This window comes from Anaerotruncus massiliensis (ex Togo et al. 2026) (genome assembly GCF_030825285.1).
Lineage (GTDB): Bacteria > Bacillota > Clostridia > Oscillospirales > Ruminococcaceae > Anaerotruncus > Anaerotruncus massiliensis.
This window is the reverse complement of the sequence record NZ_JAPJQF010000051.1, coordinates 1-18,685: the sequence shown is the minus strand read 5'-3', so window position 1 is coordinate 18,685 and position 18,685 is coordinate 1. Positions and strand designations below refer to the sequence as shown.

The window sequence follows — 18,685 nt, the reverse complement described above, 5'->3', positions numbered from 1 at the left end:
TGGCCGTCTATGTGGCGGACATGAAAGGCCGTATCAAGGAAAACACCTGGGGGACAAAGGAACATATCATCTACAAAAAGCTGGTGCCATACTTCGGCAAACGGAAGATGTGCGATATTCATTCCAAAGAGGTCATGGCGTGGCAGAATGAAATGCTGAACTACAAGGGCAAGGACGGCAAGCCCTATTCTCCGGTGTACTTAAAGACGCTCCATAACCAGTTGAGCGCCATTTTCAACCACGCCGTTAAGCACTACAATCTGAAAGTCAACCCCGCCGCCCAGGTGGGGAACATGGGCAAGGCCAAGGGCCGGGAAATGCTGTTCTGGACAAAGGCGGAGTACCTGAAATTTGCGGAGGCCATGATGGATAAACCTCTCTCCTATTACGCCTTTGAAATGCTCTATTGGTGTGGTGTCCGGGAGGGGGAGCTTTTGGCCCTCACCCCTGGGGACTTCGACTTTGAAAAACAAACTGTCACCATCTCAAAATCCTACCAACGTATCAAGGGCCGGGATGTTATCACCGAACCCAAGACGCCCAAGAGCAACCGGGTCATTCAAATGCCCGTTTTCCTCTGTGAAGAAATGGAGGACTACATCAAGAGCCTGTACGCCGTGGAGCCGACAGACCGCATTTTCACGGTGACGAAATCCTACCTGCACCGGGAGATGGACAGGGGAGCGAAAGAAACCGGGGTCAAGCGGATCAGAATACACGACCTCCGCCATTCCCACATTTCCCTGCTGATTGATATGGGCTTCACGGCCCTGGCAATCGCTGACCGAGTAGGGCATGAGAGTATCGACATCACCTACCGCTACGCCCACCTGTTTCCCACCCGGCAGGCGGAGATGGCGGACAGGCTGGATATGGAACGAAAGGGGGCCTAAATCATGTCGCAAAAGAACAGGGACAACAAAAACCGATGGAGAAACAAGACCGTTGCTTTCCGGGTGTCCCCGGAGGAGGACGAGCAGATTGAAACCGCTGTGCGGCTCTCCGGGCTGACGAAACAGAACTACATCACCCGGCGGCTCCTGTGCCGGGACGTGGTGGTGCAGGGCAATCCCAGGGTCTATAAGGCCCTGCGGAATGAGCTGGCCGCTGTGCTGGACGAACTGCGGCGCATTGAGGCCGGGGGCGGTGTGGACGAGGAGCTGATGGACACCATCGGTCTGATAGCCGTCATCATGGACGGCATGAGGGAGGATTGATAGATGGATGGATTGAAAGCGAAAACGACTGTTCCATATCCGCCTGTTGGCGCAGACGGGGAACAGCCGCTCTCAAAATTAGACACTCAAAGTATAGCAGAGGAATTTGACGAACACAAGCCCCCGGAGAGTGATTTGGAGGAAATGTTGCGGCAGATGAACCGGGTCAGCGACCCGGCCTATCTGCCCACCGTCTCCATGAACGACCTCTACGAGCAAGTGTACCCCGGCAAGCCGCCTGTGATAGACGGCCTGCTTTACACGGGGACATACCTTTTTGTGGGCGCTCCCAAGGTGGGCAAATCCTTTCTCATGGCCCAGCTTGCCTATCATGTGAGTATGGGCCTCCCCCTGTGGGGGTACGAGGTGCGCCAGGGGACAGTCCTCTATTTGGCCCTGGAGGACGACCACCGGCGCTTGCAGGAGCGGCTTTATCGAATGTTCGGGACGGACAGCGCCGGGAGCCTCCACTTCGCCATTTACGCCAAACAGCTCGGCGGCGGGCTGGAAGAACAGCTAAAGAAGTTCGTCCGGGAACACCAAGACACCCGGCTAGTCATTATTGATACCCTGCAAAAAGTCCGGGAGGCTGGGGGCGAGAAATACAGCTATTCCAGCGATTATGAAGTGATTGGCAGACTGAAACGGTTTGCCGATGAAAGTGGGGTCTGCCTCCTGCTGGTACACCATACCCGCAAGCAGCAGGCCGACGATAAGTTTGATATGATTTCCGGCACCAACGGCCTGTTGGGTGCGGCGGACGGGGCCTTTCTGCTCCAAAAGGAGCGGAGGACGGACAACGCCGCCACGCTGGACATATCCGGGCGTGACCAGCAAGACCAGCGGCTCTACCTCATACGGGACGAGGAGCGGCTTGTGTGGCAGTTGGAGCGGACGGAAACGGAACTGCGGCGGGAGCCGCCCGACCCGGTGTTGGAGGCCGTGGCCGCTCTGGTGACGGAGGAGCGGCCAGAGTGGAGGGGGACGGCCACCGACCTCGCTGCCGCCTTGGGGCTGGATATGAAGCCCAATGCCCTCTCCATGCGGCTGAATGTCCGGGCGTGGCGGCTGTCCTATGAGTACCATATCCGCTACGAGAGCGCCCGTACCCACGCTGGGAGAAGTATCAAGCTGGCGCTGGAACCGCCCCAGGCGTGACGACCGTGACGGCTGTGACGACCTCTGCGGCGGTGGCTCAAACACCGTCACGGTCGTCACGGCTGTCACGGGGAGCGGGGCCAAAAGTCAAGGGGGCATACCTGCGGGTGGAGATTGCCGTAAGGCAATACAACCCGTACCCCTTGACTTTCGGCCCACGGAACACACTTGCCGGGTGGGGGAAAGGCTGTGCCTTTCCCCCTGCCCAACGGCGAGTGACAAAGTTTAGGCGGGGTGCAGGGTGCCCTTTTCAAAGGGCGGCCCTGCTGGGGGAGGCAACCGCAGTTGCCGGGGGCAAAGCCCCCACACCACCCCGTAGGGCGCAAATGCGCTTTTGATGGCCGTCAGGCTGTCAAAAGTGCTTTTGCGTTACTTTCGCAGAAAGTAACAAAGGCCCGCCGCTGACGCGGCGATGGAAAAGGAGGGATTGATTTGAAAAGGACGATAAGCGTGATGGTGGGGCATGGCTCGGTGAACCACAACAGCAGGAAGTTCCACGCAAAAAATACAGACCCCGAACGCTCCCACCTCAATATAGACTACTGCCAGGAAAATATCAAGGCGGTGTACCATGAATTGTTTGACGAGGCCCTGGAACGGTACAACGAAAAGCAGACCAGGACTGACAGGCAGATCAAGGACTACTACGAAAAGATACGCTCCGGCAAGCAGGAAAAACCGTTCCATGAAATCATCCTGCAAGTGGGCAACAAGGAGGATATGAGCGCGGCCAGCGAGGACGGCCAGCTTGCGGCGGCGGTGCTGGGCGAGTACATGGGTAGCTTTCAAGAACGCAATCCCAATCTTCGGGTGTTCTCCGCCCACCTCCACATGGACGAGGCCACGCCTCATTTGCACATAGATTTTGTACCCTTTACCACGGGGAGCAAGCGGGGCCTGGACACCAGAGTGTCACTCAAGCAGGCGTTGGCCGCCCAGGGCTTCAAGGGCGGCACCAGAGGGGACACGGAGTGGAGCCAGTGGGTGCGGTCGGAGAAAGAGCAGCTTTCCCTTGTGATGGAGCGCCACGGTATCGAGTGGCAGGACAAAGGCACCCATGATAAGCACCTGTCCGTCCTGGACTATAAGAAAGAACAGAGGGCGCAAGAGATCGCTGCCCTGGAAACAATCATGGCGGAGAAAGAGAGCCAAGCGGAGGGGCAGGAGCGGCGGCTAAAGGAGTTGGCCCCGGCGGTGAAGAATATGGAGCGACTGGCGGCGGAGTTTTCCGCCGACCCGGAGGAGATTTTACCGGAGCCGGGGCCGCTGGAAACGGGCAGGGCCTACCGGGAGAAAAAGGCCAAGCCCCTACTTGCGAAAATCGTCAAGGTGCTGCGCTCCCTGTACCGGGCCTATGTTGACCTGAAAGGGAAGTTTGAGCGCCTGCAAGGGGACTATGGCCGGGTGCGGGAGAGCAACGTCCGCCTGTCTGACCGCTTGCAGGAGGTGAAGATGGAGAACAAGAAACTGCGGCAGATCTCCGCCGACTATGCGCGGGTCAAGCGTGTCTTTGGCCCGGAACAAGTCGAGGCGGCGGTGGAGGCCGACAAGCAGAAGGAGCAGGCGGAGAAAGGCCGCAAGCGGCCCAGGCGTTCCCTTGATCGGGGAGGACGGTAAAAGTATAGATTAATCAACGCATGTATGTTATACTATTTTTGGTAGCAGAACGGTAAATTTAGCATTGCGGGCGTTCCAGCTTCCCTAAATATCCTTGTTTGGGTGGTAAGTTGTTATGTCCTTAATCTCTTTTGTTACTGCGCAGCTGTTCAAATGCAGGAAAGTATGGTATAGTTTTTGGGAGAAAGTCCAAAGGATGTAGGAAGATGAAACTTAACGATTTCGGAAGTTTATGTAATGCCGCAAAACCAGCAAAAGATGTTGATGTGCCAAATATTGAAACAATTGTAGCTGGAAAAAATACATACGTTTATGATGCCCATACTTACCATACCAAGGTACCACCAGAAGGAATAGAACTATTAATTCGGCATTTTACCGATGAAGGCGATGTTGTTTTAGATCCATTTTGCGGTTCTGGTATGACAGGAATTGCGGCCCAACGGCAAAAGAGAAAGGCCCTTCTGTGTGACTTATCACCTGCTGCAACATTCATTGCTTCTAATATGAACACACCTGTTGATGCCGAAGAATATATGAGTGCGGTTCAGATGCTTTTGAAACGAGCAAACCAGCTTAATAGAAATCTTTATACAACAACCTGTAGAGAGTGTGGAAAGCCAGCAAAAATTTTATATACTGTTTGGAGTTATGGGCTGCTTTGTAGCGAATGTGGGCAAGAGTTTGTCCTTTGGGATGTAGCAAGGGACGAAAGAGAAACAGTTAAAGAAAGCAAAATCTTAACAGAGTTTAATTGCCCGCACTGTGGCAAGCATGTAAAAAAGCGGACGCTTAAGCGAACAAGACTGTATCCTGTTGCACTGGGGTATAAGTGCTGTACAAAATCTCTTAAAGAACGTATTTGCGGTCTTACTGACGCGGATAAAGAACTTTTGAATGGGATCACTTATCAATCAATCCCGTCCGAATTGTGGTATCCACAAAATAGGTTCCCTATCGGGGTAAATACTGCTCAACCGATCTTACATGGAATAGACACTGTTGATAAGACTTACTTTCCAAGAGCTTTATGGGCGTACGCGTTTCTTTGGAATGAGGCAAAAAAATGGGAAAATCCCGCCATTAGGGACAAGCTCATTTTTACATTAACATCCTTATATCAGCGCATCACAAAATTTTCAGAATTTCGATTTTGGGGTGGTAGCGGTAATATTGCAAATTATAATGTCCCACAGATTATAAATGAGCAAAATGTGTTCTCAGCGTTTGAACGAAAAGCCAAAACAATATATTTATATTTTGCTAACGAAAACATAGTTTCTAAAAAGTCTGTTCAAATTACCACTCAGTCAGCATGTCATTTAAGCCAACTACAGGATAATAGTGTTGATTATGTGTTTACAGACCCTCCATTTGGCGCTAACATTAATTATTCTGAAATGAATTTTCTGTGGGAATCTTGGTTGGAAAAATTTACAGATAACACAGAAGAAGCGATTGTGAATAGAATTCAGCATAAAAGTAATAACGATTACGGCGATTTAATGCGTAAAGCGATAAGTGAAATCCATCGTGTTCTAAAACCTAGGGCCTGGGCAACAATAATGTTCCATAATTCTTCAGATAAAATTTGGTCACAACTCCAACGAGCAATATATAGTGCAGGCTTTGAAATCGATGGAACAATGATTTTTGATAAAAGACACGGCACATTTAAACAGTTCGTATCGGAAAATGCAGTTGGGTTGGATTTGCTTATACATTGCAGGAAAAAAGATGATATACAAAAGAAGAGAATTCACTATGGACACGAAGACATTACATGGCAAATAAGGAAATTTGCTGAAGCTCAAATAAAGAAAAATCATCTAGCCACATATATAACTCATTTTGACCATGTGAATAGGCCAAATGAGTTTAACTATCGAAAGCTCTACTCTGAATGGATAGCAGAGTTTGTTGGTGTGGAAACCATTGCATCCGATTTTGAGCATTTTAGGGTGATAGTTCAGTCAGTTATTGAAAATATAGGAGTAAATCATATGAAATCACAAAAAATATTGCCCGCATTTACGGATGCAGAAGTCCTTCGCGTCCATCGGCTACTTTCTACCAGGGTAGCATTTATGATGGGGCGTAAATTTGAAGAGGGAGACTGGGCCGATGTGTATTGTAAGGCTAGAAATATTGAGAACAAAGGATGGAGCAATTTAAATATTGACATTACGACAAATAACCAAGGCATTGAACATAAAATGCTTTGTGTTAGACAATCAAATATTTTATCTGTATGCGGATGTACATTGATGCACCCTTCTGCGACAAGATCTATTAGATTGCCTTCTTTGGACTCTGATCCTAATAATGCAATGGTGGACATCTTAACACAGTATGCTGATTTTTTGGAGTCTCGCCGGAAAAAGGTTTTAGAAGAGTCTCCACAATACGATGAAGCAGATATGAGGACTGGCTGGCTTCTTTGGAGTGAGAATTTACACGAGTTTTTATATTTTGAAGAGAAAACTCAAATTCCAAATCCGGACGACTACACCGCTGCGTGGGTAGAAAACAAGCCAAAAGGCGCTAGAAAGCCTAGTAAAAACCTTTGGATATACGAAAAGTCTACTGGTAAAAAACGATATTCTGTGACTACAACAGCTGGAGCCAAAATTCAGCCCTACTTTGATGTACCTCCTATTGGAACCCCTGGTTTGTATCATTTTGTTGTCATTGGAGAGCGACTACTTGATGAGAGTGTAAGAATGTGGGTTACAGAGCAGACTTATAGAAATCTATGTACATTAGTAAATAATGACTTGTCAAAAGAAAATATAAGTAAAATCATTCTAGAGGTTGCTGATAATCTTAAAGACAACTCCTTTGCTAAAGCATATGACTATGAAAAAGCCTGCGAACTTATTATATCATCAGAAGCATATTGTGCGATGCAGAGAGTTCTTCCTGGTGTAAATGATGATCATAGTATTCAATTGCTAATCGGGTATCTATCTCAACAATAACCTTGTTTTAATCTGATACTATTTTGATACTAAGAAAACAGGGTACTCCAAATAGCAGATGAAATGTTAACATGTTTGCGAAAGTATTTGCTGTGAGACCATAGTAAATACACTTTTATATAATAGAATTTGTCGAGTGGGAATAAATCCGGAAAACGCTTTCAGAGGGGCCCAGGCTTTCGCCTGGGCCCCTTTTTTTCTCCCGGCACTTGACTCTGGATGAAATCCGTGATATAGTTAAGCTAAATTATATAAATCAGCTTAACTATTCAGGAGGATCGGCATGGACCTGCGGGACGCCCTAAACCAATACTACTACGACACCACGGTCTGCGACCTGCGGCAGCTCAGCCGGACGGGCGGCGGGGAGCTCTCCTACAACAGCATCATGTACCTGGACGTCATCTCCTTCCAGGAAGCGGACGGAGGCTGCACGGTGGGCAGGCTGGCAAAGACGCTCCGCATTTCCGCGCCGGCCGCCACTCTCAAGGTCAACGAGCTCGTCAAAATGGGGCTGGTTGAGAAGTCGCGCAGCGAGACGGATCGGCGGGTCGTCTACCTGCGTGTGACAAATCAGGTGGCCGAGTCCCTCAAAAGCTACGACAGCCCCTTTGAACGCGCCGCGCAGGCGGTCGAGCGGCGGTTTACCGCGGATGAGATCCGGGCCTTCTGCTCGATCCTCGGCACCTTTACCGAGGAATATAAGAAGGATTTTTGATATGGAACAGCAAAATCAGATCTTCGAGACGCTCTCCCCCACGCGCCTGTTCTTTCGGTGCGCCCTCCCCAGCATGGTCAGCATGGCCGTCGCCGCCCTCTATACGATCGCCGACGGCGTCTTTGTGGGTCGTTTCATCGGGTCGGACGCCCTCGCGGCAATCAACCTCGTCATGCCGGTGCTCAGCATCAGCTTCGCCCTCGCCGATATGGTCGCCGTCGGTTCGTCGGTGCAGATCGCCATCCACCTGGGCGAAAAAAAGGAGCTGGAGGCCAGCCGGATTTTTACCGTCTGTTCCCTGCTGATCGTCGGGATATCCGCGGTCGTGGGAGTGATCGGCTATTTCGGCGCGGAACCGCTCGTGCGCCTGATGGGGGCGGACGCGGAGGTCACCGCGCTCTCGGTGGAATATATCAAGGTGTACGCCGTCTTCGCGCCCTTCATCATGGTGTTCTTCGCGGTCGACAACTACCTTCGCATCTGCGGCCGCACCCACTACAGCATGGCGCTCAACATCATGACCTCCCTGCTCAATATTCTGCTGGACTACCTGTTCCTCGGCGTACTGCGGCTCGGCATCGGCTCCGCCGCGCTGGCCTCCTGCATCGGGCTCTCGCTGGGAACCCTCCTCGGCTACTGGCCGTTTCTCCGGAAAAAGCTCCAGCTGCGCTTCGTACGCGGGAAAATCCGCCTCCGGCAGATTGCCAACATTCTGTTCAACGGTTCCTCCGAGTTCTTTTCCAACATCGCGGGCTCCATCCTGATGATCATCCTGAACAGCATCCTGCTTCATCTGGCGGGCTCGATGGCGGTGGCCGCGTTTTCCATCGTCCTCTACGTGGACAGCATCATGGCCTCCCTCCTCTATGGCATGACCGACTCGATGCAGCCGGCGATCAGCTACTGCTACGGCGCGAAGCTGCGCGGCCGCATGTTTGCCTTTGAAAAGCGGGTGCTGCTCGCGGGCGCGCTGCTCTCCGGGATCACGCTGGCCGGGATGCGCCTCGGCGGGCAGGGGATCATCTCCCTGTTTATCCGGGAGAACGACCCGGCCCTGCTGGAAATGAGCCTGCGGGCCATGGAACTCTTCTCCTTCACCTACCTGACCGGCTGGATCGGCGTGGGGCTCAGCGCCTTCTTTACCGCCGTCAACCGGCCGGGGACCTCCCTCGGCATCTCCATCGGCCGCGCGCTCTTCTTCCCGCTGCTCGCGCTCGCCGTCCTCGTCCCCCTGCTGGGCGTGGACGGCGTGTGGCTCACCTCGGCGGCAAGCAGCACGCTGACGGCCGTCACGGCGGCCGTTTTCCTCGCGCGGTTTTTGTACGGACAGAAAAAAGAGGGCCGGACCGAACCCCCTTCCCGGTGACCGCGGCGCCGGCCGCGGGATTCCCGGTTTCTTTCCGCGAAAACGGGATCCTTTTTTCGCGCGCGGTGCAATCCGGCCCCGTAAACCGCCAAGAATCAGTGAAAGGCCCGCGGAAAGGCGCGGGCGGTTTGGAGGAAGCCATGATCATCCGAAAAGAGACTCCCGCGGACTATGAGGCGGTGTATGAACTCGTCAAGGCCGCGTTTGCGGCCGCCGAGCACAGCGACGGGCGGGAGCACGAGCTGGTGGCCGCCCTGCGGAAGAGCGGCGCCTTCGTGCCCGGGCTGTCGCTCGTCGCGGAGACGGACGGAATTCTCGCCGGGCACATTCTCTTCACGGAAATCCGGATCGGCGGGCGGACCGCGCTGGCGCTCGCCCCGCTGTCCGTGCTCCCCGCGTACCAGCGGAGGGGCGTCGGCTCCGCGCTGATCGCGGAGGGGCACCGTGCGGCGCGGGAACTGCGCTATCCCTTCTCCGTCGTCCTCGGAAGCGAAAGATACTATCCGAAATTCGGTTACCTTTCCGCCGAACGGTTCGGCATCCGCCCGCCGTTCGACGCGCCGTCTGAAAACTTCATGGCCCTCCCCCTGTCGGACGAGCCCGTCCGGATGGAGGGCGTCGTGCGGTACGCAAAGGAATTCGGGCTCTGACGCCCTGCGGCGGCCCGGGAAACCACGCGCCAAAAAGCCGGGGGACCCCAGCGGGGTTCCCCGGCTTTTTCTGTCTTACCCAGCGGGCTTTTGGTCCTCCAGGAGCTTTTCCGCCAGCTCCTCCGCCAGCCGCTCCACCGCTTCGATCCGCGCCGCGTCCGCGCCGGGGAGGTGGACCCCCGCCGTGACGACCACCACCGTGTTCAGCGCGCGGCAGAGACGTTCGGCGACCGGGCGGGCGACGGCCTCGTCCTTGTGGCCGGGCTGGTTCCATACCGAGCAGGTGCAGGAGACGCTCCCGTCCCCGCGCAGGCTGGGGCGCGGCTGCGCGATGGCCACCGACCCGATGTGCGACCGCCCGCCGCCCACCGTCACGGTGAGGCCCTCGTCGAGCGCCGCCGCCCGCGCCTCGAGCGTAATGCCGTCGCGCGACACGCGGTAAGATCCCGCCTCCATGCGTCCAACCCCCTTCAGGCGGCTTTTCCGCCCTCGATTTTATGAATCCACTGTAACGCACCCGCCGCCGGATGTCAACCCAAAACCGTGCCGGACGGGCGGGCGCGGCCGCCAAACAAAATTTCCTCCCGCAAAGCGGGCGGGGCCGCCGCGCGGGGGCGCCGCTTTTGCCGGCTTTCCCCCCAAACGCCCAAAAGCGGCGCCGCATGACGCCGCGCCGCCAGTCGCCCCCCGCCGACACGCCGCATAGTATGGCAGTGTGAGCAACAACAAGCGGCGGCAGTATAAGGGTGGCGACAGCCCTCAGAAGAGCCTGCGTATGACGACCTGCTGCTTCACATAAAGGGAGGGCGGATTTGATCCGCCCTCCCTTTTTCGCATATCGCGCACATCCGATGCCCGCCCGTTCCCTTCTCCCCCGCTACCCCGTGAGCTCGCGGCGCAGGGCGGTCAGGATCTTTTTTTCGCGGCGGGAGACCTGCACCTGCGTCATGCCCAGACGCGCGGCGGTCTGCACCTGCGTCATGCCGGAAAAATACCGCAGCACGATCAGCTTGCGGTCGTTCGGCTCGAGGCTGCCGACGACCTGCTTGAGGGAGATCACGTCGGAGAGCATGTCCTCGGGCGACGCGACCGGCAGGTCGATCTGCCCGCCGCCGTCGTCGTCGCTCTCGGTGAGGGAGAGGGGCGGCGCGGCGGCGCAGAGCGCCTCAACCACCTGCTCCTCCGGCAGGTCCATCGACTGCGCGAGATCGGCCACCGTCGGGTCCCGGCCGAGGACGTTCGCGAGGCGCTCCCGCTCCCGGGAGATGCGCATCGACAGCTCCTTGAGGGTGCGGGAGACCTTGACCGCGCCGCCGTCCCGGAAGAGGCGGCGCATCTCGCCGAGGATGACGGGCACCGCGTAGGTGGAAAACCGCACGCCGCGCGTCTCGTCGAACGCGTCGGCGGCCTTGCACAGCCCCATGCAGCCCGCCTGGAAGAGGTCGTCATATTCGATCCCGCGCCCCTTGAACCGGTGGGCGCAGGCATGTACCAGACCGATGTTCTGGGAGATGGTCTGTTCCCGTTTGTTTTCGGCACATTCGATCACCGGCTTCATGCCTCCTTGCTGCGAATGTCCCTCTCCAGAACCACCGTCGTCCCCTTTCCTTCCTTGGACGTCACCTTGACGCGGTCCATGAGGCTCTGCATGACGGCAAAGCCCAGGCCCGCGCGTTCCTCCTCCGGCGCGGTCGTATACATCGGTTCCATCGCCTTTTTGATGTCGGGGATGCCGCAGCCCTTGTCGCGCACCTTAATGACGACGCGGTGGTCGGGCAGGATATTCGCGGTTATGTACACGATCCCCAGCCGGTCGCGGTAGGCGTGGACGATGCAGTTGGTCACCGCCTCGCTGACGGCGGTCTTGATATCGGAAAGCTCCTCCACGGTCGGGTCGAGCTGCGCGACGAACGCCGCCACCGCCGTGCGGGAGAACGCCTCGTTGACCGAGCGGCCCTCAAACTGAAGCTTCATCGAATTAATTGCTTTCATCTTCCATTCCTCCGGCTTTCGCAGACTTATCGGGTACGGGGCGGCGCTCGGCCCTGTCCAGAACCGCGAGGCGGTCGAGCCCCGCGAGAACCATCACCTTTTTCAGATGGCTCGCCACATTGACCAGGTGCAGCGTCCCGCCCAGCTCCTGCATGAGCTTGTAACGCCCCATCACCAGGCCGATGCCCGACGAATCCATGAAGGTCACGTCGCGAAAGTCGATCTCCAGCTCGCGGACCTGCCCCTTGAGCACCGCGCCGTCGATCGTCTCGCGCATCTCCTTGGCGCTGTGGTGGTCGATGTCGCCGATAATCCGCGCGGTCAACAGCTCGTCCGCCAGATCGATTTGAACAGCCATAATCTTCTACGTCCTTTCCTGGGAAGGCATTTCTCCCCGCTTTCGCGCAGCAAAAAAAGCCCTATCCAAAGGATAGAGCTTTTTCCGTGAAAATGCTGTCGAAGCATGTCCCTATTCCAATTTCACCCCGGGGAAAAAGAGGGCGCGCACCTCCGACGCCAGATAGAGCGACCCGCAGACGGCCACCACGCCGCCCTCCGAGGCGGCCACCGCCCGCGCCAGCTCAACCGCCTCCCCGGCGCTGTGGGCGGCGGAGGCCCGCAGCCCAAGCGCGTCGGCGCGCTCGGCAAGCAGGTGCGCGTCGAGCGCGCGGGGGCTCTTCGGGGTCACGCAGATGAGCCGCCTGAAGCGCGGGGCGAGCGCGGAAAGCGCGCCGCCCCCGTCCTTGTCCGCGAGGACGCCCATCACGCCGGTGACCGGACGGTCCCCGGCGAGGGAGAGCGCGTCCGCGAGGGCGCGGGCCGCCTGCGGGTTGTGCGCGCCGTCCAGGATGACGAGCGGGTCCCGCCCGACGATCTCGAACCGTGCGGGGATCCGCGCCGACGCGATCCCGCGCGGGATCGCGTCCCCCAGCAGGAGCTTCCCGAACCCCGGCGTCCGGCCCAGCTCGTCTGCCACCGTGAAGGCGGTCATCGCGTTGTCCACCTGATGCCGCCCCGCCAGCGGGACGTGCAGCCCGCACCCGCGGTACCCGAGCTCGGTCCCCTCGAGCCCCAGCTTCATCCACGCGGGGTGGGGGCTCGGCTGAATGACGGGCGCGCCCCTGGCGCACGCCTCCTCGTAGATCACCGCGAGCGCGTCGACATCCTGGGCGGCGCAGGTCACGACGGGGACCCCCGCCTTGATGATGCCCGCCTTGGCGCGCGCGATCTCCGCGACCGTCCCGCCCAGCACCGCCGTGTGATCGAGGCCGATCTGGGTGATGACGCTGATAAGCGGCCTTCTCACCACATTGGTCGCGTCGAACGTGCCTCCCAGCCCCACCTCCGCCACGACGACGTCGCAGTTTTTCCGCGCGAAATAGTCGTAGGCGACGGCGGTGACGAATTCAAACTCGTTGAGGTCGTCCACCCGCGCGGCCAGCGGGGAAACCCGTTCCACGCTCTCCGTCAGCTCCGAGCGGGAGATCATCTCCCGGTCGATCTGGATGCGCTCCCGGAAATCGAGCACAAAGGGCGAGGTGTAGAGCCCCGTCCGGTACCCGGCCGCCTCCAGCATCGACGCGATCATCGCGCAGGTCGAGCCCTTCCCGTTGGTGCCCGCCACATGCACGATCCTCAGACGCTCCTGCGGATCGCCCAGCAGCCCCATGAGAGTCTCCATGCGGCCGAGCGTCGGTTTGGCGCTGAACCGCCCGAACGAATGGATATGGCTTAACGCCTCCTGATAAGTCATCCTGTCCCTCCAAAAAAAGCAGGCCGGGCCCGCCCCGTTCCGGAGACGCCGCCTCGCGGTCGTCGTCCCCGGCGGCACGGCGCGGCCGGCCTGCTGTAAAAGGTCTCTGTTTTCCGCGGTCTTTCAGGAAAACGCGGTAAGGCTTTCCTCGATCTTCGCAAGGCGCTCTCGCACCTTCTGGAGCCGCTGGCGCTCCGCCTCGACGACGTTGGCCGGGGCCTTTTCGACGAACCCGGGGTTCATCAGCTTGCCCGAGAGGGCCGCGAGGTCCTTTTCGCAGGCGGCCTTCTCCCTGCCCAGGCGCGCGAGCTCCTTTTCGCGGTCGACGAGCTCGTCCATCGGGATGAAGATGCGCGCCGCCTCGGTGACGACCTGCACCGCGCCCTCGGGCGCGAACCGCTCCCCGATCTCCACGTCGGAGGCGAAGGCCAGCCGCTGGAAGAAGGGGATTCCCTGCCGGAAGACCTCCGCCTCGCCGGTGGCGATATAGAGGTGGGTCTTCTTGGAGGGGGGCACGTTCATTTCGCCGCGGCGCACGCGGATGGCGCGGATGGCCTGCATGACCTTTTCAAAGTCGCGCTCGTCGGCGGCGAAGTTGAGCGCCTCGTCGTAGACCGGCCAGTCGGAGACCATGACGCTCTCCCCCTCGTGGGGCAGCGCCTGCCAGATCTCCTCGGTGATGAAGGGCATGAAGGGGTGCAGCAGCTTGAGGGTGCCCCCCAGGACGTACACGAGCACCCGCTGCGCCGCGAGGGAGGCCTCCCCGCCCGCCTGCAGGCGGGATTTGCAGAGCTCGATATACCAGTCGCAGAGCACGTCCCAGATGAAGTCGTAGAGCTTCTGCACCGCGAGGCCCAGCTCGAACTTCTCGAGGTTTTCGGTGACCTCGCGCACGAGCGCGTTATATTTCGTGAGGATCCACCTGTCCTCGACGGCGAGCGTCCCGGGCAGCGAAACGTCCGTCAGCCCGTCGGAGAGGTTCATGAGCACGAACCGGCTCGCGTTCCACACCTTGTTGGCGAAGTTGCGGGAGGCGTTCACCTTCTCGTCCGAGAAGCGCATGTCGTTGCCGGGGGCGTTCCCGGTGGCGAGGGTGAAGCGCAGCGCATCCGCGCCGTATTTGTCGATGACTTCCAGCGGGTCGATGCCGTTGCCGAGGGATTTACTCATCTTGCGGCCCTGCGCGTCGCGCACAAGGCCGTGGATGAGCACCGTGTCGAAGGGCACCTCCCCCATATGCTCCAGCCCCGAGAAGATCATCCGCGCCACCCAGAAAAAGATGATGTCGTAGCCGGTGACGAGGGTGTTGGTCGGGTAGAAGTATTTGAGCTCGGGGGTCTCGTCCGGCCAGCCGAGGGTGGAAAAGGGCCACAGCGCGGAGGAGAACCAGGTGTCAAGGGTGTCGGGGTCCTGTACCAGGTGCTTTCCGCCGCACTTCGGGCAGGCGTCCGGGTCCTCCTTGGAGACGACCATTTCCCCGCAGTCGGGGCAGTACCAGGCGGGGATCCGGTGGCCCCACCAGAGCTGGCGGGAAATGCACCAGTCCTTGATGTTTTCCAGCCAGTTGAAGTAGATCTTGTCGAACCGCTCGGGCACGAATTTGGTGTCGCCCCTGCGCACCGCCTCGATGGCGGGCTTGGCGAGCGGCTCCATCCTGACGAACCACTGCTTGGAGACGCGCGGCTCGATCGCGCTGCCGCAGCGGTAGCAGCCGCCGACGTTGTGCTTGTAGGGCTCGACCGATTTGAGGTAGCCGCCCGCCTCGAGGTCCGCGACGATCGCCTTGCGGCACTCCTCGCGGGTCATGCCCTCGTATCTGCCGCCGTGTTCGTTGATGGTGGCGTCGTCGTTCATGACGTTCACGACGGGCAGGTCGTGGCGCAGCCCGACCTCGAAGTCGTTGGGGTCGTGCGCCGGGGTGATCTTCACCACGCCGGTGCCGAAGTCCATCTCAACGTATTCGTCCGCGATGATCGGGATCTCCTTGCCCACGATCGGCAGGAGCACCTTTTTGCCCACGAGGTGCTTGTAGCGCTCGTCGTCCGGGTGCACCGCGACGGCGGTATCGCCGAGCAGCGTCTCGGGGCGGGTGGTCGCGATCTCGAGCACCTCGTCCGTGCCGACGATCGGGTAGTTAATGTGCCAGAAGAAGCCGTCCTTCTCGTCGTACTCCACCTCGATGTCCGAGATGGTCGACTTGCAGTGGGGGCACCAGTTGATGATCCGCTCGCCGCGGTAGATGAGCCCCTTCTCATAGAGGTTGACGAACACCTCGCGGACCGCCCTGCTGCATCCCTCGTCGAGGGTGAAGCGCTCCCGCTCCCAGTCGCAGGAGGAGCCGAGCTTTTTGAGCTGGTCTATGATGTGGCCGCCGTACTCCTTTTTCCACGCCCACGCGCGCTTCAAAAAGCCCTCGCGTCCGAGGTCCTCCTTGGTGACGCCCTCCTGCCGCATGGCCTCGACGATCTTCGCCTCGGTGGCGATCGACGCGTGGTCGGTGCCGGGCAGCCAGAGCGTCTCGTAGCCCTGCATCCTCCGCCAGCGGATCAGGATGTCCTGGAGCGTCTCGTCGAGGGCATGTCCCATATGCAGCTTGCCGGTGATGTTCGGCGGGGGGATGACGATGGTGTAGGGCTTCTTCTCGGGATTGGGCTCGGCATGGAAATACCGGCCCTCCTCCCAGAAGCGGTAGGTTTTATCCTCAACCTGCTTGGGGTCGTAAACCTTTTCCAGTTGTTTCGGCATGTCTGTTCCTCCAATAGCCTCTTTCGGCAAATTACAATACTCTATATTATAATAAAGTTCCCGTCCAATTACAAGCGGGACCGCCGGAAAATCTGCCTTTTCAGCGGATTCGGCGGCAGGGACGCGGCCGCGCCAAAAGGCGGCGGGGGCTTTGCCCCCGCCGCCCGTCGGACGCTATCCCTCCGGGGCGTTTTCCACGACGCCCTCGCACACCCGCCGCAGCTCGGTCGCCGCTCCCGCCAGCGCGAGGGCGAGCGCAAGCGCCCGCTCCCGGCTCTCCAGGCCCGACGCGTCCGAAAGCTCCTCCCGCAGCAGCGCCTCGAGCTTCGGGCGCAGACGGTTTTTGAGCGCGAGCGCGTCCCCGTAGGCCCGCTCGAAGCCGCCCGGCGCCCCCTCTCCTGCCACCAGCCTTTTGATGTCGGAGAGCGCGAGCTGCTGCTTGAGGGTGAGGATGCAGAGCAGCTGCATCACCTGCTCGCGGGAATATTTTTTGCCCTTGACGGGCATAATAAGATGCTCCTTGGAATAGTTGTTGACCATCGTCTTGGTCAGCAGCTTATCCTCCGCCGACCGCTTGTTGCCCGCGAGGCCCTCGTCCACCAGCGTCAGGATCTGGTCCATATAGAGGTCGATGCGCGGCACGTCGGCGGCGGAGAGATCGGCGTCCGCAAAGGCGGCGGACAGGATTTCATCAAAGGTTTTCATCGTCTTCCCTCCCGGCAGGAATTCCCTGTCCCCAATTCTACATGATTTTGTGAACTTTTTCAAGATACAGTTGCTTTTTCTTCGATATGTGATATTATAATAATATTATATAGTTTTTAAAACTACATTATATTGTTGTGAGGTGCCACTATGCCGCGGATTTTCCTGAAAGCGCGCGACCCCATCAGCAGCTACACCCATTTTATCGGGGCGTGGCTGTCCGTGATCGGCCTGGTCGTGATGGGGGTGCATCTCGCGGTGACGCCGGGGGTCACGGCGGTCACCGCCGTCTCCTGCATTCTCTTCTGCCTGTCGCTCATCGCGCTCTACTGCGCGAGCAGCATCTACCATTTCACCAACGCCGCGGCCAAAATCCAGACCGCGCTGCGCAAGCTCGACCACGCGATGATCTACGTGCTCATCGCCGGGACCTACACGCCGCTGCTGCTCACCCTGCTCCCCCGCCCGAACAACCTCGTCTTCACCGCCGCCATGTGGGCGGTCGCCGCCGCGGGCATCCTGATGAAGATGTTCTGGCTGGGCGCACCCCGCTGGCTGAGCACCACCCTCTACATCCTGATGGGCTGGGCGATCGCCGTCGACCTGCCCGCGGTGGGCGCGCTGCCCCTGCCGGGGATCGTGCTGCTCGTGGCGGGCGGGCTCGCCTATACCGTGGGCGGCGTCATCTACATGGTCAAGCGCCCCAACCTCTCCGAACGGTTCGGGTTCCATGAGATTTTCCACCTCTTCGTCATTGCCGGCAGCGTCTGTCACTACCTGATGGTCCTGCTGTACATCGTCTGAACCCCGTCGTTTTCTGAACACAAACCTTTCGCCGCGTATTTTGCGGCGGGAGGCTTGCTTTCCCTGCGGCGGGATGGTATCATTTCCCCATGGGAGCGAAAGGGGGCGGCGGCATGAAACAGCGGTCGGGCACGGGCCTCATCTGGGCCGCCGCGGGGCTTCTCGCGGCCGCGCTCATCTGCTATAACGTCGCCACCGCGCCGCCCCGGGTCCCCGCCAGCATCACCTTTTCCCCCGCGCCCGTTTTAAACCCCTACCCCGAGCTGGAGGGGGTGGTCGTCCACATCAACCGGGCCACCGAGGAGGAGCTGACGCAGCTCCCCGGCATCGGGCCGGAAAAGGCCGGGGCGATCCGCGCCTACGTCCGTGACTACGGTACGCTCGACTCCCCCGAACAGCTTCTGGAGATCAGCGGCATCGGCGAGAAGACGCTCGAGCAGATTTCCCCCTACCTGGCGTTCGACTGAGCCGAAGTTCACCCTGATAAAAAACGGGCGCGGCAGACGCCGCGTCCGTTTCGTTTAGTTCCGGTTCGGGTTCTCCGGCGCGGGCGGCTCGGGAGCGCCCTCCGCCTGGGATACCGCCTGGTTGATGAACGCGCTGGTGATTTCCGCGTTCGGATCGACCTGTGCGAAATGGTCGTGCCGGGTCCGGGACCGTTTCCGTTCGGGATGGATCAGCCGGTTTTTTTCGAGCATGGCGCTCACCTCCTGCCGATAGTTTTTGCAGGGCGGCCGGGATTATGCGGGAGCGCTTTTTTGAAAAAAGCGGTTGACATTCCGGGACAGGCAATGTATAATAATTTACGTCGCTTGTTGGACGTTCAGTCGCCAAAGGCAAATGTGGGAGCTTAGCTCAGCTGGGAGAGCATCTGCCTTACAAGCAGAGGGTCACAGGTTCGAGCCCTGTAGTTCCCACCAGTTGTGGCCCGGTAGTTCAGTTGGTTAGAACGCTAGCCTGTCACGCTAGAGGTCGTGGG

At 58.6% G+C, this 18,685-nt stretch carries 18 protein-coding genes and 1 tRNA gene; 11 read left to right on the top strand and 8 right to left on the bottom strand.

Features of this window, described 5'->3' with window-relative positions:
- The 8 genes from RCI06_RS12050 to RCI06_RS12015 all read left to right on the top strand — a co-directional run.
- Positions 1-893 (top strand): site-specific integrase (locus RCI06_RS12050; RefSeq protein ID WP_306576214.1); only part of this gene is annotated, 893 nt, incomplete at its 5' end.
- A 3-nt stretch (positions 894-896) separates the two neighbouring features.
- A complete protein-coding gene (locus RCI06_RS12045; protein WP_306576213.1) occupies positions 897-1,217 on the top strand; it encodes a hypothetical protein in 321 nt (106 codons plus the stop codon).
- A gap of 3 nt (positions 1,218-1,220) precedes the next feature.
- Positions 1,221-2,375 (top strand): helicase RepA family protein, encoded by a 1,155-nt coding sequence (locus RCI06_RS12040; protein ID WP_306576212.1) that lies wholly within the window; start codon positions 1,221-1,223, stop codon positions 2,373-2,375.
- 453 nt (positions 2,376-2,828) lie between these two features.
- Entirely contained in the window at positions 2,829-3,992 is a 1,164-nt protein-coding gene (locus RCI06_RS12035; protein WP_306576215.1) for a plasmid recombination protein, read from the top strand.
- 206 nt (positions 3,993-4,198) lie between these two features.
- A complete protein-coding gene (locus tag RCI06_RS12030; protein WP_306576211.1) occupies positions 4,199-6,973 on the top strand; it encodes a DNA methyltransferase in 2,775 nt (924 codons plus the stop codon).
- A 283-nt stretch (positions 6,974-7,256) separates the two neighbouring features.
- Positions 7,257-7,691 carry a MarR family winged helix-turn-helix transcriptional regulator gene (locus tag RCI06_RS12025; RefSeq protein ID WP_101549582.1) on the top strand — a complete coding sequence of 145 codons (435 nt, stop codon included), beginning with the start codon at positions 7,257-7,259 and terminating at the stop codon, positions 7,689-7,691.
- 1 nt (position 7,692) lies between these two features.
- Positions 7,693-9,057: an MATE family efflux transporter gene (locus tag RCI06_RS12020; RefSeq protein ID WP_306576210.1), complete on the top strand. Its 1,365-nt coding sequence runs from the start codon at positions 7,693-7,695 to the stop codon at positions 9,055-9,057.
- 140 nt (positions 9,058-9,197) lie between these two features.
- Complete coding sequence (locus tag RCI06_RS12015; protein WP_306576209.1) at positions 9,198-9,707, top strand: GNAT family N-acetyltransferase; 510 nt, start codon at positions 9,198-9,200, stop codon at positions 9,705-9,707.
- Between the two features lie 75 nt (positions 9,708-9,782).
- Here RCI06_RS12015 and RCI06_RS12010 read toward each other — a convergent pair whose 3' ends face one another.
- The 7 genes from RCI06_RS12010 to RCI06_RS11980 all read right to left on the bottom strand — a co-directional run bounded on the left by RCI06_RS12010 (position 9,783) and on the right by RCI06_RS11980 (position 16,902).
- A complete protein-coding gene (locus RCI06_RS12010) occupies positions 9,783-10,163 on the bottom strand; it encodes a hypothetical protein (RefSeq protein ID WP_306576208.1) in 381 nt (126 codons plus the stop codon).
- 421 nt (positions 10,164-10,584) lie between these two features.
- The gene (locus RCI06_RS12005) at positions 10,585-11,265 is read right to left on the bottom strand and encodes a sigma-70 family RNA polymerase sigma factor (RefSeq protein WP_101549575.1); all 681 of its coding nucleotides are present in this window, start codon (positions 11,263-11,265) and stop codon (positions 10,585-10,587) included.
- On the bottom strand, positions 11,262-11,699 hold the full coding sequence (gene spoIIAB, locus RCI06_RS12000; RefSeq protein WP_101549573.1) for an anti-sigma F factor: 438 nt from the start codon (positions 11,697-11,699) through the stop codon (positions 11,262-11,264). Before spoIIAB ends, RCI06_RS12005 begins: the two co-directional genes overlap by 4 nt.
- Positions 11,686-12,057 (bottom strand): anti-sigma factor antagonist, encoded by a 372-nt coding sequence (locus RCI06_RS11995; protein WP_276872559.1) that lies wholly within the window; start codon positions 12,055-12,057, stop codon positions 11,686-11,688. Before RCI06_RS11995 ends, spoIIAB begins: the two co-directional genes overlap by 14 nt.
- 111 nt (positions 12,058-12,168) lie before the next feature.
- Entirely contained in the window at positions 12,169-13,452 is a 1,284-nt protein-coding gene (locus tag RCI06_RS11990) for a folylpolyglutamate synthase/dihydrofolate synthase family protein (protein ID WP_306576207.1), read from the bottom strand.
- Between the two features lie 123 nt (positions 13,453-13,575).
- The gene (locus RCI06_RS11985; protein WP_306576206.1) at positions 13,576-16,197 is read right to left on the bottom strand and encodes a valine--tRNA ligase; all 2,622 of its coding nucleotides are present in this window, start codon (positions 16,195-16,197) and stop codon (positions 13,576-13,578) included.
- A 174-nt stretch (positions 16,198-16,371) separates the two neighbouring features.
- Positions 16,372-16,902, bottom strand: coding sequence for a DUF1836 domain-containing protein (locus RCI06_RS11980; protein ID WP_101549565.1), 531 nt, complete (start codon positions 16,900-16,902; stop codon positions 16,372-16,374).
- 150 nt (positions 16,903-17,052) lie between these two features.
- On the opposite strand from RCI06_RS11980, the gene RCI06_RS11975 reads away from it, so the two are divergent.
- Both RCI06_RS11975 and RCI06_RS11970 read left to right on the top strand, forming a co-directional pair.
- Positions 17,053-17,706 (top strand): hemolysin III family protein, encoded by a 654-nt coding sequence (locus tag RCI06_RS11975; RefSeq protein ID WP_306576205.1) that lies wholly within the window; start codon positions 17,053-17,055, stop codon positions 17,704-17,706.
- Between the two features lie 113 nt (positions 17,707-17,819).
- Positions 17,820-18,173: a helix-hairpin-helix domain-containing protein gene (locus RCI06_RS11970; protein ID WP_306576204.1), complete on the top strand. Its 354-nt coding sequence runs from the start codon at positions 17,820-17,822 to the stop codon at positions 18,171-18,173.
- Positions 18,174-18,227: 54 nt separating this feature from the next.
- Here the strand turns inward: RCI06_RS11970 and RCI06_RS11965 are convergent, their stop codons facing one another.
- Positions 18,228-18,404 (bottom strand): hypothetical protein, encoded by a 177-nt coding sequence (locus RCI06_RS11965; RefSeq protein ID WP_158595683.1) that lies wholly within the window; start codon positions 18,402-18,404, stop codon positions 18,228-18,230.
- Positions 18,405-18,550: 146 nt separating this feature from the next.
- Between RCI06_RS11965 and RCI06_RS11960 the strand changes: the two genes are divergently transcribed.
- Positions 18,551-18,626, top strand: a tRNA-Val gene (locus RCI06_RS11960).
- Positions 18,627-18,685: the final 59 nt, after the last annotated feature.

Excerpts from the sequence above, each read along its gene's own strand:
- spoIIAB (WP_101549573.1), bottom strand. The coding sequence starts at position 11,699 with ATGAAAGCAATTAATTCGATGAAGCTTCAGTTTGAGGGCCGCTCGGTC.
- RCI06_RS11970 (WP_306576204.1), top strand. The coding sequence starts at position 17,820 with ATGAAACAGCGGTCGGGCACGGGCCTCATCTGGGCCGCCGCGGGGCTT.
- RCI06_RS12030 (WP_306576211.1), top strand. The coding sequence starts at position 4,199 with ATGAAACTTAACGATTTCGGAAGTTTATGTAATGCCGCAAAACCAGCA.
- RCI06_RS12025 (WP_101549582.1), top strand. The coding sequence starts at position 7,257 with ATGGACCTGCGGGACGCCCTAAACCAATACTACTACGACACCACGGTC.
- RCI06_RS12040 (WP_306576212.1), top strand. The coding sequence starts at position 1,221 with ATGGATGGATTGAAAGCGAAAACGACTGTTCCATATCCGCCTGTTGGC.
- RCI06_RS11965 (WP_158595683.1), bottom strand. The coding sequence starts at position 18,404 with ATGCTCGAAAAAAACCGGCTGATCCATCCCGAACGGAAACGGTCCCGG.
- RCI06_RS12020 (WP_306576210.1), top strand. The coding sequence starts at position 7,693 with ATGGAACAGCAAAATCAGATCTTCGAGACGCTCTCCCCCACGCGCCTG.
- RCI06_RS11995 (WP_276872559.1), bottom strand. The coding sequence starts at position 12,057 with ATGGCTGTTCAAATCGATCTGGCGGACGAGCTGTTGACCGCGCGGATT.
- RCI06_RS12010 (WP_306576208.1), bottom strand. The coding sequence starts at position 10,163 with ATGGAGGCGGGATCTTACCGCGTGTCGCGCGACGGCATTACGCTCGAG.
- RCI06_RS11985 (WP_306576206.1), bottom strand. The coding sequence starts at position 16,197 with ATGCCGAAACAACTGGAAAAGGTTTACGACCCCAAGCAGGTTGAGGAT.
- RCI06_RS12015 (WP_306576209.1), top strand. The coding sequence starts at position 9,198 with ATGATCATCCGAAAAGAGACTCCCGCGGACTATGAGGCGGTGTATGAA.
- RCI06_RS12045 (WP_306576213.1), top strand. The coding sequence starts at position 897 with ATGTCGCAAAAGAACAGGGACAACAAAAACCGATGGAGAAACAAGACC.
- RCI06_RS11990 (WP_306576207.1), bottom strand. The coding sequence starts at position 13,452 with ATGACTTATCAGGAGGCGTTAAGCCATATCCATTCGTTCGGGCGGTTC.
- RCI06_RS11975 (WP_306576205.1), top strand. The coding sequence starts at position 17,053 with ATGCCGCGGATTTTCCTGAAAGCGCGCGACCCCATCAGCAGCTACACC.
- RCI06_RS12035 (WP_306576215.1), top strand. The coding sequence starts at position 2,829 with ATGGTGGGGCATGGCTCGGTGAACCACAACAGCAGGAAGTTCCACGCA.
- RCI06_RS12005 (WP_101549575.1), bottom strand. The coding sequence starts at position 11,265 with ATGAAGCCGGTGATCGAATGTGCCGAAAACAAACGGGAACAGACCATC.
- RCI06_RS11980 (WP_101549565.1), bottom strand. The coding sequence starts at position 16,902 with ATGAAAACCTTTGATGAAATCCTGTCCGCCGCCTTTGCGGACGCCGAT.